At 62.6% G+C, this 14,940-nt stretch carries 12 protein-coding genes and 5 tRNA genes; 15 read left to right on the top strand and 2 right to left on the bottom strand.

Annotated features, from left to right (window positions below; translation table 11 throughout):
• Positions 1 to 91: 91 nt before the first annotated feature.
• Complete coding sequence (gene lptF, locus ABSB13_RS14490; RefSeq protein ID WP_428109793.1) at positions 92 to 1,282, bottom strand: LPS export ABC transporter permease LptF; 1,191 nt, start codon at positions 1,280 to 1,282, stop codon at positions 92 to 94.
• A gap of 136 nt (positions 1,283 to 1,418) precedes the next feature.
• Here lptF and rlmB point away from each other — a divergent pair, with 136 nt between their 5' ends.
• Positions 1,419 to 2,330 (top strand): 23S rRNA (guanosine(2251)-2'-O)-methyltransferase RlmB, encoded by a 912-nt coding sequence (gene rlmB, locus ABSB13_RS14485; protein ID WP_428109790.1) that lies wholly within the window; start codon positions 1,419 to 1,421, stop codon positions 2,328 to 2,330.
• Positions 2,331 to 2,348: 18 nt separating this feature from the next.
• Here rlmB and ABSB13_RS14480 read toward each other — a convergent pair whose 3' ends face one another.
• The gene (locus ABSB13_RS14480; RefSeq protein WP_428109787.1) at positions 2,349 to 2,714 is read right to left on the bottom strand and encodes a hypothetical protein; all 366 of its coding nucleotides are present in this window, start codon (positions 2,712 to 2,714) and stop codon (positions 2,349 to 2,351) included.
• Between the two features lie 202 nt (positions 2,715 to 2,916).
• On the opposite strand from ABSB13_RS14480, the gene ABSB13_RS14475 reads away from it, so the two are divergent.
• The 14 genes from ABSB13_RS14475 to rpoC form a co-directional block, all read left to right on the top strand.
• Positions 2,917 to 2,988: transfer RNA gene (locus ABSB13_RS14475), tRNA-Thr, on the top strand.
• 23 nt (positions 2,989 to 3,011) lie between these two features.
• A tRNA-Tyr gene (locus tag ABSB13_RS14470) sits at positions 3,012 to 3,097 on the top strand.
• Positions 3,098 to 3,124: 27 nt separating this feature from the next.
• Positions 3,125 to 3,200, top strand: a tRNA-Gly gene (locus tag ABSB13_RS14465).
• A gap of 102 nt (positions 3,201 to 3,302) precedes the next feature.
• Positions 3,303 to 3,375, top strand: a tRNA-Thr gene (locus ABSB13_RS14460).
• 52 nt (positions 3,376 to 3,427) lie between these two features.
• Positions 3,428 to 3,583, top strand: coding sequence for a 50S ribosomal protein L33 (gene rpmG / locus ABSB13_RS14455; RefSeq protein ID WP_428109785.1), 156 nt, complete (start codon positions 3,428 to 3,430; stop codon positions 3,581 to 3,583).
• Positions 3,584 to 3,685: 102 nt separating this feature from the next.
• Positions 3,686 to 3,762 (top strand) — tRNA-Trp (locus ABSB13_RS14450).
• A gap of 57 nt (positions 3,763 to 3,819) precedes the next feature.
• Entirely contained in the window at positions 3,820 to 4,023 is a 204-nt protein-coding gene (secE, locus tag ABSB13_RS14445) for a preprotein translocase subunit SecE (protein ID WP_331961076.1), read from the top strand.
• Positions 4,024 to 4,097: 74 nt separating this feature from the next.
• Positions 4,098 to 4,661, top strand: coding sequence for a transcription termination/antitermination protein NusG (nusG, locus tag ABSB13_RS14440; RefSeq protein ID WP_428109782.1), 564 nt, complete (start codon positions 4,098 to 4,100; stop codon positions 4,659 to 4,661).
• Positions 4,662 to 4,750: 89 nt separating this feature from the next.
• Positions 4,751 to 5,176, top strand: a complete 426-nt coding sequence (rplK, locus tag ABSB13_RS14435) for a 50S ribosomal protein L11 (RefSeq protein ID WP_424672628.1) — start codon at positions 4,751 to 4,753, stop codon at positions 5,174 to 5,176.
• 11 nt (positions 5,177 to 5,187) lie between these two features.
• The gene (gene rplA / locus ABSB13_RS14430) at positions 5,188 to 5,901 is read left to right on the top strand and encodes a 50S ribosomal protein L1 (protein ID WP_428109779.1); all 714 of its coding nucleotides are present in this window, start codon (positions 5,188 to 5,190) and stop codon (positions 5,899 to 5,901) included.
• Positions 5,902 to 5,936: 35 nt separating this feature from the next.
• The gene (gene rplJ, locus ABSB13_RS14425; protein WP_428109776.1) at positions 5,937 to 6,524 is read left to right on the top strand and encodes a 50S ribosomal protein L10; all 588 of its coding nucleotides are present in this window, start codon (positions 5,937 to 5,939) and stop codon (positions 6,522 to 6,524) included.
• Between the two features lie 119 nt (positions 6,525 to 6,643).
• The gene (rplL, locus tag ABSB13_RS14420; RefSeq protein ID WP_424672625.1) at positions 6,644 to 7,033 is read left to right on the top strand and encodes a 50S ribosomal protein L7/L12; all 390 of its coding nucleotides are present in this window, start codon (positions 6,644 to 6,646) and stop codon (positions 7,031 to 7,033) included.
• 190 nt (positions 7,034 to 7,223) lie between these two features.
• Positions 7,224 to 11,333, top strand: a complete 4,110-nt coding sequence (gene rpoB / locus ABSB13_RS14415) for a DNA-directed RNA polymerase subunit beta (RefSeq protein WP_428109773.1) — start codon at positions 7,224 to 7,226, stop codon at positions 11,331 to 11,333.
• 21 nt (positions 11,334 to 11,354) lie between these two features.
• Positions 11,355 to 14,940, top strand: a 3,586-nt coding sequence (rpoC, locus tag ABSB13_RS14410) for a DNA-directed RNA polymerase subunit beta' (protein ID WP_428109770.1), incomplete at its 3' end; no start/stop codon positions are given.

Genomic DNA, 14,940 nt, shown 5'->3' with positions numbered 1-14,940 from the left:
GCCGTGAAAGCCGCCAGGCAAACCATGAACGGGCCGAAGAACTGGCCCGCGATGAAGCGGTCCATCACCGGCGAAAGGCGCGGTTGAAATTTCATGCGGCCTGCCTGCTGCGTTCGTAGCGCTCGACGAGATCCCAGAGGATGTCGCCGGGGCCGCGGCCCTGGTCGCCCTTGTCGGACGCGGCGCGATAGAAGAACCAGAATGCCAGCGCCATGAATACGATGTCCGGGAGGCTCATCGCGACCCACGCGTCGAGCTTGCCGCGCTGCGCCAGCGTCTCGCCCACCCGCATCAGCGAGTAATAGAGAAAGAACAGCGCGACGCTGACGCCGAAGCGCTCCGAATGGCCGCCGCGCGCGGGTTTGAGGCCGAGCGAGATGCCCAGCAGCGCGAACAGCATCGTGGCGAACGGGACGGTAAACTTGCCCGCCATCTCGGTCTCGGCGGCGAAGTCCGGTTTGCCTTTGGCGCGCGCCGCCTTGATGTCGGCGCGCAGTACCGGGTACGTCATCTCGCCGGGATCCTGCTCGCCCACGTCCATCCCCGCCTCGGGACGGACGCTGAGATCGTAGGTCTTGAAACTGGTCACGTGAGTCACGTTGTTGGCGGGCTCGGCGCCGAAGATCGAACCGTCGAACAGCCGCAGCGTGATCGACTTGTCATGAGGGTCGGGCACTATCGACCCATGCTTGGCGATTATCGTGTTCTGGTTGTGCGGATCGCGCGCGTCCGAGATCATCACGCCCTTCAAACTGGAATCGGTATCGGACATCTCGTCGACATAAACGACCAGGCCGGGGAAATTGCTGTTGAAGACTTTTTCCTTCAGCCCGGCGCTGCTCCGGGTCTGGCTGAGCTCGTAGAGCTTGTTGCGCAGATTGGAATTCGCCCACGGCCGCAGCGAGAACGCGAAGTAGCTCGAAAGCGCGTACACGCACAGCGCCACCAGCATCACGGGCACCGCCAGCCGATACAAGCTGATGCCGCAGGCGCGCGCCGCGGTCATCTCCTGGTCGCTCGACATCCGCCCGAATCCCATCAACACTCCGAGCAGTACCGCCATCGGAAACGTGAGTTCCAGAAAGGCCGGCATGATGTACCCGACGATCCCGATCACCTCGGCGAGGCTGACGCCGTGATTGACGACCATGTCCATCAGCTTGAGCAACTTGCCCGTGACCAGCGCGAACGTCAGCAGGCCGACGTCGACCGCGAACGGCCCCAGCACCTCGCGCGCGACGTAGCGGTCGATGATGGCAAATCCTGGAATTGCTAGTCTCATGGCTCGATCCCTGCCGGCGGCAAGGGGTCGCGCCCAAGTTTAGACATCCCGGCGCGCGATTGAAACTTGGGCGTTCGATTTTCTTCTCGCCGGCCGGGACAGCTACTTGCGCGGCGCTCTGATAGTATCGCTCCCGATGAGAGACTTTCGCGACAAGGGCCGCAATCCACGCTTCGACCGCAACGCGCCGACTCCACCGCGCCGCCATTCGCCCGCGCCCAATCCCAAACCGGCTGCGGCGCCGGTCCCGGCGCGCGATTATCGGCGTGCGGATGCGGGCGAGCGCGAGAGTCGGCGCGCCGGCGGCAACGATCGCGAAATAGTCTATGGCGTCGAGCCGATCCGCGAGCTGGTCGCCGCCGCGCCCGGCTCGATTCGAGTGCTCTACGTGAAATCCGGCGACGAACGGCGCTTCGCGGCTGAGATCGATCTGGTCAGAACCGGTGGCGGCCGCGTCGAATTCGCCGATGAAGCCGGATTGGAGCGATTGGCGGGACCGGCCGCCCGCCATCAGGGAATCGCGGCCCTGATGCGCGAGTACGAGTACACCCCGCTCGAGCAGATTCTCGCCGACGCGCCCGATCCGATCGTGCTGGTGGACGGCGTCACCGATCCGCGCAACCTGGGCGCCCTGATGCGCTCGGCGGAAGGCGCCGGCGTCGGCGCGATCGTCATCGCGAAGGACCGAACGGCGGGCATCACGCCCGCGGCGGTCAAGTCGTCGGCCGGCGCGTGGATACATCTGAAGATCGCGCGATGCGGCAACGTCGCGCGCACCATCGAGCAGTTGAAAGAAGCGGGCTACTGGACTGCGGCGCTCGCGCCGGGCGGCGATACGTCGATCTACGCGCTCGACACTTCGCGCAAGCTGGCGATCATCGTCGGCTCCGAGGGGCGCGGCGTTCGCGATATCGTGAAGAAGGGCGCGGATTTTGTCGTGGACATCCCGATGCGCGGGAAGGTCGGCTCGCTCAACGTGTCGGTCGCCGCCGCGGTGGCGCTGTTCGAAATCGCCCGCCGCCGCGCCGCCGCGAAGCAGCCAGGTTAGCGCCCGGCGCACTCGTGCCTAAGATTGGTGAGCCGTCCGCGCTTTGCTCATGGCGGTTTTCTTTGATGCGGGCCTGGCTCGGGTCGATTTGCGCTCGGCGAGATCGGGACAGCTCCTGGCCAGCGCTCGCTTGATTGTGTTCATCCACTTGGATTCGAACTCGCTCGCGATTTTTCTCATCCCGCCGACCTGCTGGCTGGCTTGCTTCATCTGCGCTTTCAGTAGCGTAGCGCCCTTGGCGAGATGCGGATGCATTCCATGCACGTTGAGGTCCGACAGCGTCTTGGCAAGCAGCTTCAGTTCGCCCTTGATGCGGTCGGCGTAAACCCTCGCCCATTCGAGATCGAGCAGGGCGCTGCTGGTCGGTGGCTTGAGTTTCGTCATGCCGAACACTGTCCGCGTCGAGACCCGAAATCGCAAGTATCGCGCTGTTACTTGGGGAACAGCGACGTTCAGTTTTCGCGCGCAATTGTCGAATGTGACCTGCCGCCCGCGGTGGCCGGGATGCAAGAAACAGACCCCCCAAACGCCGTTCGGCTTGACAGTTGCGGCGGCGGCGAATAGCTTTTTCCTCTTAACGTCGTTTGCCGATGTAGCTCAACGGTAGAGCACCTGATTTGTAATCAGGTGGTTGCGAGTTCGATTCTCGCCATCGGCTTGGTCGGCACGATAGCCTTGGGAGGAGAGGTTCCCGAGTGGCCAAAGGGAGCAGACTGTAAATCTGCCGGCTTATGCCTACGGAGGTTCGAATCCTCCCCTCTCCACCAGTATAATGGTGAGTTCGACGCAGACGAGCGGGAATAGCTCAGTTGGTAGAGCGCGAGCCTTCCAAGCTCGGGGTCGCGGGTTCGAGTCCCGTTTCCCGCTCCAAAAAAAACCATCCGGCGACGGGCCGGAGCGACGGCAGTTTTTTTGGCGAACGGAATTTGGTTTTTCGGGAGAACGATTGTTCCGGTTGAGCAGAGCACGAATGCCCATGTAGCTCAGTCGGTAGAGCACTTCCTTGGTAAGGAAGAGGTCACGGGTTCGAATCCCGTCGTGGGCTTTCCAAATTCGCGCCGGCGAAGCGGCGGAAAAGTTTTTCGAGGCGGACGACAATGAGAGATCTGATTTCGCTTTCGTGCGACGGTTGCAAATCACGCAACTACACCACGACCAAGAACAAGAAGACGCAGACCGACAAATTTTCAATCAAGAAATTCTGTCCGAAGTGCCGCGCGCACACCTTGCACAAGGAAGGCAAAATTTCTTGATCGCCCAAGTTCGAGTGAGCCACTCACGCTTGCTGGGAGATTGGGAAAACAGGGGTTCGGGGTCGACTGAGCCTCGACGCTCGAAAGTACATTGAAAAGAGAGGGTCAGTAGCTCCAATTGGCAGAGCATCGGACTCCAAATCCGAGGGTTCCAGGTTCGACTCCTGGCTGGCCCGCCAAAAATGACAGCGGTTTAACCGAAAGTAATCACGCGGTTCTTGATTTAGGCACGAAATATGGATAGTCTGAAAAGTTACTTCAATCAGGGCGTAAGTTTCGTCACGGAAGCATGGACGGAGCTTGCGAAGGTCCATTACCCCTCGCCCAAGGAAACCATGCAGGCCACGATTGTGGTCGTGGGTTTGACGTTTGTGATGGCTTTGTGGCTCGGAGTGATCGACTTCTTCGCGGTTCGCGGCGTGCAGATGCTGCTGCGCTAGGGACTGACGACCGGACGCGGAGACTGCTGACTCTCAACGAAGACTGCTCATTGTGATGAAGACTGCTCATTCAAATGACTGAACCGATTACCGAGACCGCCAAGCCCACGATGAAATGGTATGTCGTCCATACCTATTCGGGCTACGAGCACAAGGCCAAGGCCGCGCTCGAGGAGCGGGTGCGCTCGCTGCACAAGGAAGAGAAAATCGGCAAGGTGCTGGTGCCTATCGAGCGCGTGCAGGAACTCGGCAAGGGCGGCGCGCGCAAGGTTTCCAGCCGCAAGTTTTTCCCCGGATACATCTTCGTGCAGATGGTGCTCGACGACGAGACCTGGCACGTCATCAAGAACACCCCGAAAATTACCGGCTTCGTCGGGCATTCCACCAATCCGCCCGAAGTGCCGGTGTCCGAGGTCGAAGAGATCGAGCAGCAGATGGAAGAGGGCGCCCTGCGGCCCAAGCCCAAGGTGCTGTTCGAGGTGGGCGAGGCGATCAAAGTCGTTGACGGCCCCTTCCAGGACTTCAACGGCACCGTCGAGGAAGTCAAGCCCGAAAAGGGCAAGGTGCGCGTTCTGATCTCGATCTTCGGCCGCGCAACTCCGGTCGAACTGGACTTTGTGCAGGTAGAGAAGGCCTGAAGCAACGAAAAAACACCCGATTCGCCGGAGGCACGCGGCTCGCGCGTGCAAGCGGCGTTCGCGACTGAGCAACCAGGAACGATTTTAAAGTGGCTAAGAAAGTAGTCGGATCGATCAAGCTGCAGATTCCGGCCGGCGCGGCCAATCCCTCGCCGCCGGTGGGCCCCGCGCTCGGACAGCGCGGCGTCAATATCATGGAGTTCTGCAAGGCCTTCAACGCCCAGACCCAGAACATGCAGGGCCTCGTCATCCCGGTGGTAGTCACCGTCTATGCCGACCGCTCGTTCACCTTCATCACCAAAAGCCCGCCCGCGTCGATTCTGCTGCTGCGCGCGGCGGGTATCGAAAAGGGCTCGCCGATGCCCAACAAGAACAAGGTCGGCAAGGTCACCCGCGCGCAGGTCGAGGAAATCGCCAAGACCAAGCTCAAGGACCTGACCGCGGCCGACCTCGCTGCCGCCGTCAATACCGTTTCGGGCACCGCCCGCAGCATGGGCATCGAAGTCACCGATTAAGGCTAAAAAAGATGGCAGGCAAGAAATACAAGGAAGCGGCCAAGAAGATCGATCGCGAAAAGCGCTACACGCTCGAAGAAGCGGTCAAGCTGGTCGTCGATAACAAGCTCGCCAAGTTCGACGAGACCGTCGAGATAGCGGTGCGGCTCGGCGTCGATCCGCGCCAGGCCGACCAGAACGTGCGCGGCACTATCGTGCTTCCGCATGGAACCGGCGCGGTGGCGCGGGTGCTGGTGGTCGCCAAGGGCGAGAAAGAGCGCGAGGCGCGCGAGGCGGGTGCGGACTTCGTCGGCGGCGACGAGATCATAAAGAAGATCCAGGAAGAGAACTGGCTCGACTTCGACCGCGTCATCGCCACCCCCGACATGATGGGCCAGGTCGGCCGGATCGGCAAAATTCTCGGCCCCCGCGGCCTGATGCCCAATCCCAAGGTCGGCACCGTCACGTTCGACGTCGCCAAGGCGGTCGCCGAGATCAAGGCCGGCAAGGTGGACTACCGCGTCGACAAGGCCGGCGTCGTGCACGCGCGGGTGGGCAAGCTCAGTTTCGGCGAGTCGAAGCTGCTCGACAACGTGCGCGCGATCCTCGGCGCGATCGTTCGCTCCAAGCCCGCCAGCGCCAAGGGTAATTACGTTCGCAGCGTCGCGATTTCCTCGACGATGGGCCCGGGAGTGCGCGTCGATACGGCGCAGGCGGCGCCCAAGGCGCTCGCGGCCGCCGCATAAGTTTTCGTTCGTTGGAGCTGGATCGGTATAATTAGATGAACAAATCAGAGAAAACCGCGCTGGTCGAAGATCTCAACCAGAGTTTCGGCCGCGCCAGTATCGCGCTCGTGTCCGAATACCGCGGGATGACGGCTGCCGAATCGACCGAGATGCGCAAGCGCTTGCGCGCCGTGCGCGGCGAGATGCGCGTGGCCAAGAACACCCTGGTCCGCCGCGCGATCAAGGGCACCGCCTACGAGGCGCTCGACAGCAACCTCGGCGGACAGGTCGGGCTCATCCTCAGTTACGAGGATCCGGTCGTGCTGGCCAAGACCTTCGCGGCGTTCGGGCCGCTGGGCGACAAGCTCAAGCTGCGCGGTGCGGTGCTCGACGGCAAGGCGCTCACGCCCGCCGAGGTCCAGGCGCTGGCGACGTTGCCGTCGCGCGCGGTGATTTTCGGCCAGTTGCTCGGGCTGTTGAACGCGCCGGCGACTCAGTTGGTCCGCCTGCTCAACGAGCCGGGCTCGTACCTGGCGCGCGTGATCGACGCGATCGGAAAAAAGAACGGCGCCGGCGCAGCGGCTCCGGCCGCAGCTTCTTCGGAACCTGCGCCGCAAGCAGCGCCGCCCGCGTCTGAGGGCTGACAAGGTAAGCGATTTTTGACGTTCGTGTGCACAAAGCACGCGCGGCGGTTTCACTGAAAAGAAAAATCCCGGGGCGCTCCCACATCTCCCCGGATGCGTGAACAAGGAGAGAAGGTAACATGGCAGAAGCACAACTCAGCCGCGATCAGGTGAAGGATTATCTGAAGAACCTCAGCCTGATCGATGCAGCGGCGCTGGTTAAGGAACTCGAGACCGAGCTCGGCGTATCGGCTGCGGCTCCGGTCGCGGCGGCTGCCGCTCCGGCAGCCGGCGGTGCGGCCGCGGCGGCGCCCGAGAAAGAAGAGTTCAACGTCGTCCTGACGGGTTCGGGCGACAAGAAGATCCAGGTGATCAAAGTCGTGCGCGAATTGACCGGGCTGGGCCTCAAGGAGGCCAAGGACCTGGTCGATGGAGCGCCGAAGGCGGTCAAAGAGGGCGTCAACAAAGCCGAGGCCGAAGAGATCAAGAAGAAGCTCGAAGCCGCCGGCGGCAGCGTGGAGCTGAAGTAGGAAGGATTTACTCCTTTTGACGCACAACAAAGGGTCGGGAAATTCACGCGGCGCGGGACTTCCAGGCGCGCGCGGATTTCAAACGGTCTTTATCGATGAAGCCGTGGGCACGGGGAAGACCTCCGCGCCCGCGTCCTCTATTGCTTCACGGCGCGCCGAAGTTTGTGGCGCACGCACGGTGAGGTAGCTGATGGCCCAGGTTCATGTAACGAGCAATCTTCGCATTCGCCGTTCCTTCGGCAAGATCAAGAAGATCATCGAGATTCCGAATCTGATCGAGATTCAGAAGCGCTCGTATGACGATTTCCTGCAGGTTGGCGTTTCGACCGAGGACCGCGCCGACGTAGGTCTGCAGGCGGTCTTCAAGTCGGTCTTTCCGATCAAGGATTTCAACGAGACCGCGTCGCTCGAGTTCGTCTCCTACGAGCTCGGCACCCCCAAGTACGACGTCGAGGAATGCCATCAGCGCGGCATGACCTACGCCGCGCCGCTCAAGGTCAAGATTCAGCTCGTCATCTGGGACGTCGAGAACGGCCGCCGCTCCATCAAGAACGTCAAGGAGCAGGAAGTTTACTTCGGCGAGATTCCGCTGATGACCGGTAACGGCACCTTCATGGTCAACGGCACCGAGCGCGTCATCGTCTCGCAGTTGCATCGCTCGCCCGGCGTATTTTTCGAGCACGACAAGGGCCGCACCCATTCCACCGGCAAGCTTTTGTACTCGGCGCGAATCATTCCGTATCGCGGCAGCTGGATCGACTTCGAATTCGACCCGCGCGACGTGCTCTACGTCCGCATCGATCGGCGCCGCAAGTTTCCCGCCACCGTCCTGCTGCGCGCGCTCGGCATGACCACCGAGGATCTCCTCAACTACTACTATCGCAAGGACGTTATCCTCCTCGACGCCAAGCAGTACGCCAAGCAGTTCGTCGCCGACCATCTGCTCGGTTCGCGGGTCAGCCGCGACGTCAAGGATCCCAAGTCGGGCGACGTGCTCGCGCGCGAGGGCCGCAAGTTCAACAAGGCTATCGTCCGCGCGATGGAGCAGGCGAAGATCAGCGAAGTTCCGATCGCACTCGACGAGATTGTCGGCCGCGTCTCCGCGCACGATATCGTCGATTCCACCACCGGCGAGGTGTTGATTGGCACCAACGAGGATCTCACCGAGGAAACCCTCGAGAAGCTCAAGGCCCACGGCGTCAAGAAAATCGAAGTGCTGTTCACTGAGGAGGCGCCCGGCGGCGGTCCGCTGCGCCTGACGCTCGCCCAGGACAAGCTCGGCACGCCCGAAGAGGCCGTCATCGAGATCTACCGGCGCCTGCGTCCCGGCGATCCGCCGACCCAGGAAACCGCGACCACCTTTTTCAACAACCTGTTCTTCAACGCCGAGCGCTACGATCTCTCCAAGGTCGGCCGCCTCAAGCTCAATCACAAGCTCAAGATCGACGTGCCGCTCGAGCAGGGCACCCTGCGCCGCGAGGACATCCTCGAAGTCGTCCGCTATCTCATGGATCTCAAGAACGGCAACGGCCAGGTTGACGATATCGACCATCTCGGCAATCGCCGCGTGCGCGCGGTCGGAGAGCTGGTCGAAAACCAGTTCCGCATCGGGCTGGTCCGGATGGAGCGCGCGATCAAGGAGCGGATGAGCCTGCAGGACATCGAGACCCTGATGCCGCAGGAGCTGGTCAACTACAAGCCGGCTTCCGCCGTGATCAAGGAGTTCTTCGGCTCCTCGCAATTGTCGCAGTTCATGGATCAGACCAATCCGCTCAGCGAAATCGCGCACAAGCGCCGCCTCTCCGCGCTCGGTCCGGGCGGTCTGACCCGCGAGCGCGCCGGCTTCGAGGTCCGCGACGTTCACCCGACCCATTACGGCCGCGTCTGCCCGATCGAAACGCCCGAGGGCCCCAACATCGGACTTATCGCCGCGCTCTCGACCTATGCGCGCGTCAACGAATACGGCTTCATCGAGACGCCCTACCGCGAAGTCGAAAACAATCGCGTCACCGATCGAATCGTCTATCTGTCCGCGCTCGACGAGGAAGACAAGGTCATCGCGCAGGCCAACGCCCAGCTCGATTCGCACGGCCGCTTCACCGCCGAGCTGGTCTCCGCGCGCATCGGCGGCGAGTCCACCGTGGTCCGCGCCGACGACGTGCAGTACATGGACGTGTCGCCCAACCAGCTCGTCTCGGTGGCCGCGTCCCTGATCCCGTTTCTTGAAAACGACGACGCCAACCGCGCCCTGATGGGCTCGAACATGCAGCGTCAGGCCGTTCCTCTGCTCAAGCCCGACGCGCCCTTGGTCGGCACGGGCCTGGAAGGCACCGTCGGCCGCGACTCGGGCGTTACCGTCGTCGGCAAGCGCGACGGGGTCGTCGAAAGCGTCGATGCCGAGCGAATCGTCGTGCGCGCCGACAAGCAGAGCAAGGATCTGCGCGACGCCGGCGTCGATATCTACAACCTCATCAAGTATCAGCGCTCCAATCAGAACACCTGCATCAACCAGCGACCGATCGTGGTCAAGGGCGAGCGCGTCAAGTCCGGCGACGTGCTGGCCGACGGACCGTCCACCGACATGGGCGAGTTGGCGCTGGGCCGCAACGTGCTGGTCGCGTTCATGCCGTGGGGCGGCTACAACTTCGAAGATTCCATCCTGATTTCCGAGCGCGTGGTCAAGGAAGACCTGTTCACCTCGGTGCATATCGAGGAATTCGAATGCATCGCGCGCGACACCAAGCTCGGACCCGAGGAAATCACCCGTGACATTCCCAACGTCGGTGAAGAGGCGCTCAAGGACCTCGACACCAGCGGCATCATCCGCATCGGCGCCGAAGTCCGTCCGCAGGACATCCTGGTCGGCAAGATAACCCCCAAGGGCGAGACCCAGCTTTCTCCCGAAGAGAAACTGCTGCGCGCCATCTTTGGCGAAAAGGCCGGCGAGGTCCGCGACACCAGCCTGCGCGTGCCGCCGGGCGTCGAAGGCACCGTTATCGACGGCCGCGTGTTCTCGCGCCGCGGCGTGACCAAGGACGAACGCACCCAGGAAATCGAAGTGCTCGAGGCCGAACGTCTCAAGCAGGACGAAGCCGAGGAAGTCCGAATCATCCGCCAGGAAACTCTGCGCAAGCTCAGGAAGTCGCTGGCCGGCAAGAAGCTCGCCGGACGCGTCATGTCCGATGAGCGCAAGGAGCTGCTCAAGAAGGGCGATACGCTCAGCGCCGAGGAACTCGAAGAATTGCCGCCGACCCTATGGGGCCAGGTCCGCGTCGAGAACGAATCGGCGCAGGAAGACGCCGAGCAGGCGATCAAGGCGATGAACGCCAACGTCGAGGCCGTGCAGAATCATTACGGCGCCAAGCTCGAGCGCTTGAAGGCCGGCGACGAACTGGCGCCCGGCGTCATCAAGATGATCAAGGTCTTCGTCGCCATCAAGCGCCGCCTCCAGGTCGGCGACAAGATGGCCGGGCGCCACGGCAACAAGGGCGTGCTCTCGCGCATCCTGCCCGAGGAAGACATGCCGTGCATGGCCGACGGCACCCCGGTCGATATCGTGCTCAATCCGCTCGGCGTGCCCTCGCGCATGAACGTCGGCCAGATTCTCGAGACGCATCTGGGATGGGCCGCGCGCGAACTCGGCCACAAAATCGAGGAAGACTTGCGCAACGGCGTCAGCGCCGCGCAGCTCAAAAAGCGGCTCAAGGATATCTACCCCGAAAAGGAAAGCCACGAGTTTATCGACGAGCTCGCCGAGCCCGATATCTTCAAGCTCGCGGCCAAGGCGCTGGCCGGCGTCCACGTGGCGTCTCCCGTGTTCGACGGCGCGCGCGAAGAGGAAATATTCCAGCTGCTCAAGCGCGCCGATTTGCCCGAGACCGGACAGGCTACCCTGCACGACGGACGCACCGGCTTGCCCTTCGAGCAGCCGGTCACGGTCGGCGTCATGTATATGATGAAGCTGCATCACCTGGTCGAAGACAAGATTCACGCCCGTTCGACCGGTCCCTACAGCCTGGTTACCCAGCAGCCGCTGGGCGGCAAGGCCCAGTTCGGCGGGCAGCGGCTCGGTGAAATGGAAGTGTGGGCGCTGGAAGCTTACGGCGCCGCCTACACGCTGCAGGAGATGCTCACGGTAAAGTCCGACGACGTGGCGGGACGAACCCGGATGTACGAAGCGATCGTCAAGGGCGAGAACACGCTCGAGCCCGGACTGCCCGAGTCGTTCAACGTAATGGTCAAGGAGCTCCAGTCGCTGTGCCTGAACATGGAGCTGCTCGAGCAGCCGCAAAGGGCTTAAGGCCAGGGAGTTATTAAAGAGATGGAAGATCTCTTCGGCATTTTCGAAAAGCCCAAGAATCCACTGGCGTTCAACGCGATCCGGATTTCGATCGCGTCGCCGGAAATGATCCGCTCGTGGTCGCACGGCGAGGTCAAAAAGCCCGAAACTATCAACTACCGGACCTTCAAGCCGGAGCGCGACGGGCTGTTCTGCGCCAAGATTTTCGGGCCGACCAAGGACTACGAATGCAACTGCGGCAAGTACAAGCGGATGCGTCATCGCGGCGTCGTCTGCGAAAAGTGCGGCGTCGAAGTCATTCAGTCCAAGGTCCGCCGCGAGCGCATGGGGCACATCGATCTCGCCGCCCCGGTCGCGCACATCTGGTTCCTGCGCTCGCTGCCCTCGCGCATCGGCACCCTGCTCGACATGACCCTCAAGGAACTCGAGAAGGTCCTCTATTTCGAGTGCTACATCGTAGTCGATGCCGGCGAGACCCCGCTCCAGTACAAGGAGCTGCTGACCGAGCGCAAATATCGCGAAGCGCGCGAGCAATACGCCGACGGCTTCAAGGCCGAGATGGGCGCCGAGGCGGTTCGGTCGCTGCTGGGACAACTCGGGCTCGACAAGCTGGCCGAAGAGCTGCGCATCGAGATGAAAGCGACCGCCAGCGAGGCGCGTCGCAAGAAAGTTGCCAAGCGCCTGAAGGTCGTCAACGCGTTTCGCGACTCGGGCAACAAGCCCGAGTGGATGATCCTCACCATCCTGCCGGTGATTCCTCCCGACCTGCGCCCGCTGGTGCCGCTGGACGGCGGCCGCTTCGCCACTTCGGATCTCAACGACCTCTACCGCCGCGTGATCAACCGCAACAACCGGCTGAAGCGGCTCATCGAGCTCAACGCCCCCGACATCATTATCCGCAACGAAAAGCGGATGCTCCAGGAAGCCGTCGATGCATTGTTTGACAACGGACGGCGCGGCCGCGCGATTACCGGACCGTCCAAGCGTCCGCTCAAGTCGCTCTCCGACATGCTCAAGGGCAAGTCGGGCCGCTTCCGCCAGAACCTGCTCGGCAAGCGCGTCGATTACTCGGGCCGCTCGGTCATCGTGGTCGGCCCCGAGCTCAGGCTGCATCAGTGCGGGCTGCCCAAGAAGATGGCGCTCGAGCTGTTCAAGCCCTTCATCTACAGCAAGCTCGAAGAAAAGGGCTACGTCACCACCATCAAGAGCGCCAAAAAGATGGTCGAGAAAGAGGGCAAGGACGTTTGGGATATCCTCGACGAGGTTATCCGCGAGCATCCGGTGCTGCTCAATCGCGCACCGACCCTGCATCGGCTCGGCATCCAGGCGTTCGAGCCGGTGTTGATCGAAGGCAAGGCCATTCAGCTCCATCCGCTGGTATGCGTGGCGTACAACGCCGATTTCGACGGCGATCAGATGGCGGTGCACGTGCCGCTGTCCATCGAGGCGCAGGTCGAGTCGCGCGCGCTCATGATGTCCACCAACAACATCCTGTCGCCCGCCTCGGGCAAGCCGGTCATCGTGCCGACCCAGGACATGGTGCTGGGTCTTTACTACATGACCCGCGAGCGTCCGCTGGCGCGCGGCGAGAACAAGAACTTCGCCAACGTCGAGGAAGTGCGAATCGCGTACGATCACGGGGAAATCGATCTGCACGCGAAAATCACGGTGCGGATGTCGCCGCTGCTGGCCACCGGAATCGCCCCCGCGGCGCCCGAGACCAACGGCCATCCTCGCGGCAAGGCCAAGGAGCGCGCCGCCGCGGCCGCAGCCGCCGCCGCCGCGATGCCGCGCTACGAGCGCGTCACCACCACCGTTGGCCGCGTGCTGTTGTACGAGATCGTGCCGCCCGAGATTCCGTTCACCGAGCTCAACAAGACGATGAAGAAAAAGGAGCTCGGCAACCTTATCGACATCGTCTATCGCCGCGCCGGCGACAAGGCGACGGTTATCTTCGCCGACCGGCTCAAGGACATCGGCTTTGAATTCGCCACCAAGGCGGGAATCTCGATCTCGATCAAGGACATGACGATTCCGCCCCAAAAGGCCCACCTGCTCGACGGCGCGCAGAAGCAGGTCAACGAGATTCAGCAACAGTACAACAACGGCGTCATCACCGACGGCGAGCGCTACAACAAGGTCGTCGATATCTGGGCCGAAGTTCAGGACCAAATCGGCAGCGCGGTTATCAAGGGGCTCTCCACCCAGGTCTTCGGCAAGAACGACAAGGGCGAGACCATAACCGGCCCGTCGTTCAATCCGATCTTCATCATGGCCGACTCGGGCGCCCGCGGTTCCGAGCAGCAGATTCGCCAGCTGGCGGGACTGCGCGGCCTGATGGCGAAGCCGTCGGGTGAAATTATCGAGACTCCGATCACCGCGAACTTCCGCGAGGGACTCACGGTCCTGCAGTACTTCATCTCGACCCACGGCGCGCGCAAGGGCCTGGCCGACACCGCGCTCAAGACCGCGAACTCCGGCTATCTGACCCGGCGCCTGGTTGACGTGGCGCAGGACTCGATCATCAGCGAGGACGATTGCGGCACGCTGGACGGAATCGAGATGTCGCCGCTGGTCGAAGGCGGCGAGATAATCGAGGGACTCGGCGATCGCGTGCTCGGACGCGTCGCGCTCGAAGACATCCGCGACGCGTTCACCAGCGAAGTGCTGGTGCGCGCCAACGAGATGATCGACGAGGACAAGGTCAAACGCATCGAAGAGGCCGGCGTCGAGCGAATCAAGATTCGCTCGGTGCTGACCTGCCAGTCGCGCCAGGGCGTGTGCGTCAAGTGCTACGGACGCGATCTGGGCCGCGGCCATCTGGTCAACCTCGGCGAATCGATCGGAATTATCGCCGCCCAGTCCATCGGCGAGCCCGGCACGCAGCTCACCATGCGCACCTTCCATATCGGCGGCACCGCCAGCCGGCGCGCCGCGGACACCACGCTCGAGGTCCGCAACGAGGGCGTGATGCGCCTGCATGGCGTCAACACGGTCAAGAGCCGCGACGGCAACCTGGTCGTCATGACCCGCCACGGCGAGGTCGTGATTGCGGCGCAGGTCACCGACGAAGGCGGCCGCGTCCGCGAGCGCGAACGCGAGCGCTATCCGCTGGTGTACGGCGCCAAGCTGCGCAAGGCCGAGGGGGACAAGGTCAAGCCCGGCGAGCTGATCGCGGAATGGGATCCGTACACCACCCCGATCATCACCGAGGTCGGCGGCACGGTTAAGTACGGCGATATCACCGAAGGCAAAACGATGGAGGAGCGGGTCGATGAACGAACCGGCGCGCGCTCCAACGTTATCGTCGAGTTCAAGGACCTCGACATGCGCCCGCGTATCTCGATCAAGGACGCCTCGGGCAAGACCGCCAAGCTCCCCAGCTCGAACAACGTCGCGCGCTACTTCCTGCCGGTGGGCGCGTATATCAACGTGCCCGAAGGCACCGCGGTCGAGCCCGGCGACGTGATCGCGAAAATTCCGCGCGAGACCACCAAGACCAAGGACATCACCGGCGGTCTGCCGCGCGTCGCGGAGCTGTTCGAAGCGCGCAAGCCCAAGGAATTCGCCGTCATCTCGGAAATCGACGGGCAGGTTTCGTTCGGCA

Source organism: Binatus sp. (SeqCode) (genome assembly GCF_050013435.1).
Taxonomy (GTDB): Bacteria; Desulfobacterota; Binatia; order Binatales; family Binataceae; genus Binatus.
Note: the sequence above shows the minus strand (reverse complement) of the source record. Positions and strands in the feature narration are given on the sequence as shown.

What these genes read in the sequence shown, in the direction of transcription:
- lptF (WP_428109793.1), bottom strand. Translation starts at nt 1,282, where the DNA reads ATGAGACTAGCAATTCCAGGATTTGCCATCATCGACCGCTACGTCGCG.
- rlmB (WP_428109790.1), top strand. Translation starts at nt 1,419, where the DNA reads ATGAGAGACTTTCGCGACAAGGGCCGCAATCCACGCTTCGACCGCAAC.
- ABSB13_RS14480 (WP_428109787.1), bottom strand. Translation starts at nt 2,714, where the DNA reads ATGACGAAACTCAAGCCACCGACCAGCAGCGCCCTGCTCGATCTCGAA.
- rpmG (WP_428109785.1), top strand. Translation starts at nt 3,428, where the DNA reads ATGAGAGATCTGATTTCGCTTTCGTGCGACGGTTGCAAATCACGCAAC.
- secE (WP_331961076.1), top strand. Translation starts at nt 3,820, where the DNA reads ATGGATAGTCTGAAAAGTTACTTCAATCAGGGCGTAAGTTTCGTCACG.
- nusG (WP_428109782.1), top strand. Translation starts at nt 4,098, where the DNA reads ATGACTGAACCGATTACCGAGACCGCCAAGCCCACGATGAAATGGTAT.
- rplA (WP_428109779.1), top strand. Translation starts at nt 5,188, where the DNA reads ATGGCAGGCAAGAAATACAAGGAAGCGGCCAAGAAGATCGATCGCGAA.
- rplJ (WP_428109776.1), top strand. Translation starts at nt 5,937, where the DNA reads ATGAACAAATCAGAGAAAACCGCGCTGGTCGAAGATCTCAACCAGAGT.
- rplL (WP_424672625.1), top strand. Translation starts at nt 6,644, where the DNA reads ATGGCAGAAGCACAACTCAGCCGCGATCAGGTGAAGGATTATCTGAAG.
- rpoB (WP_428109773.1), top strand. Translation starts at nt 7,224, where the DNA reads ATGGCCCAGGTTCATGTAACGAGCAATCTTCGCATTCGCCGTTCCTTC.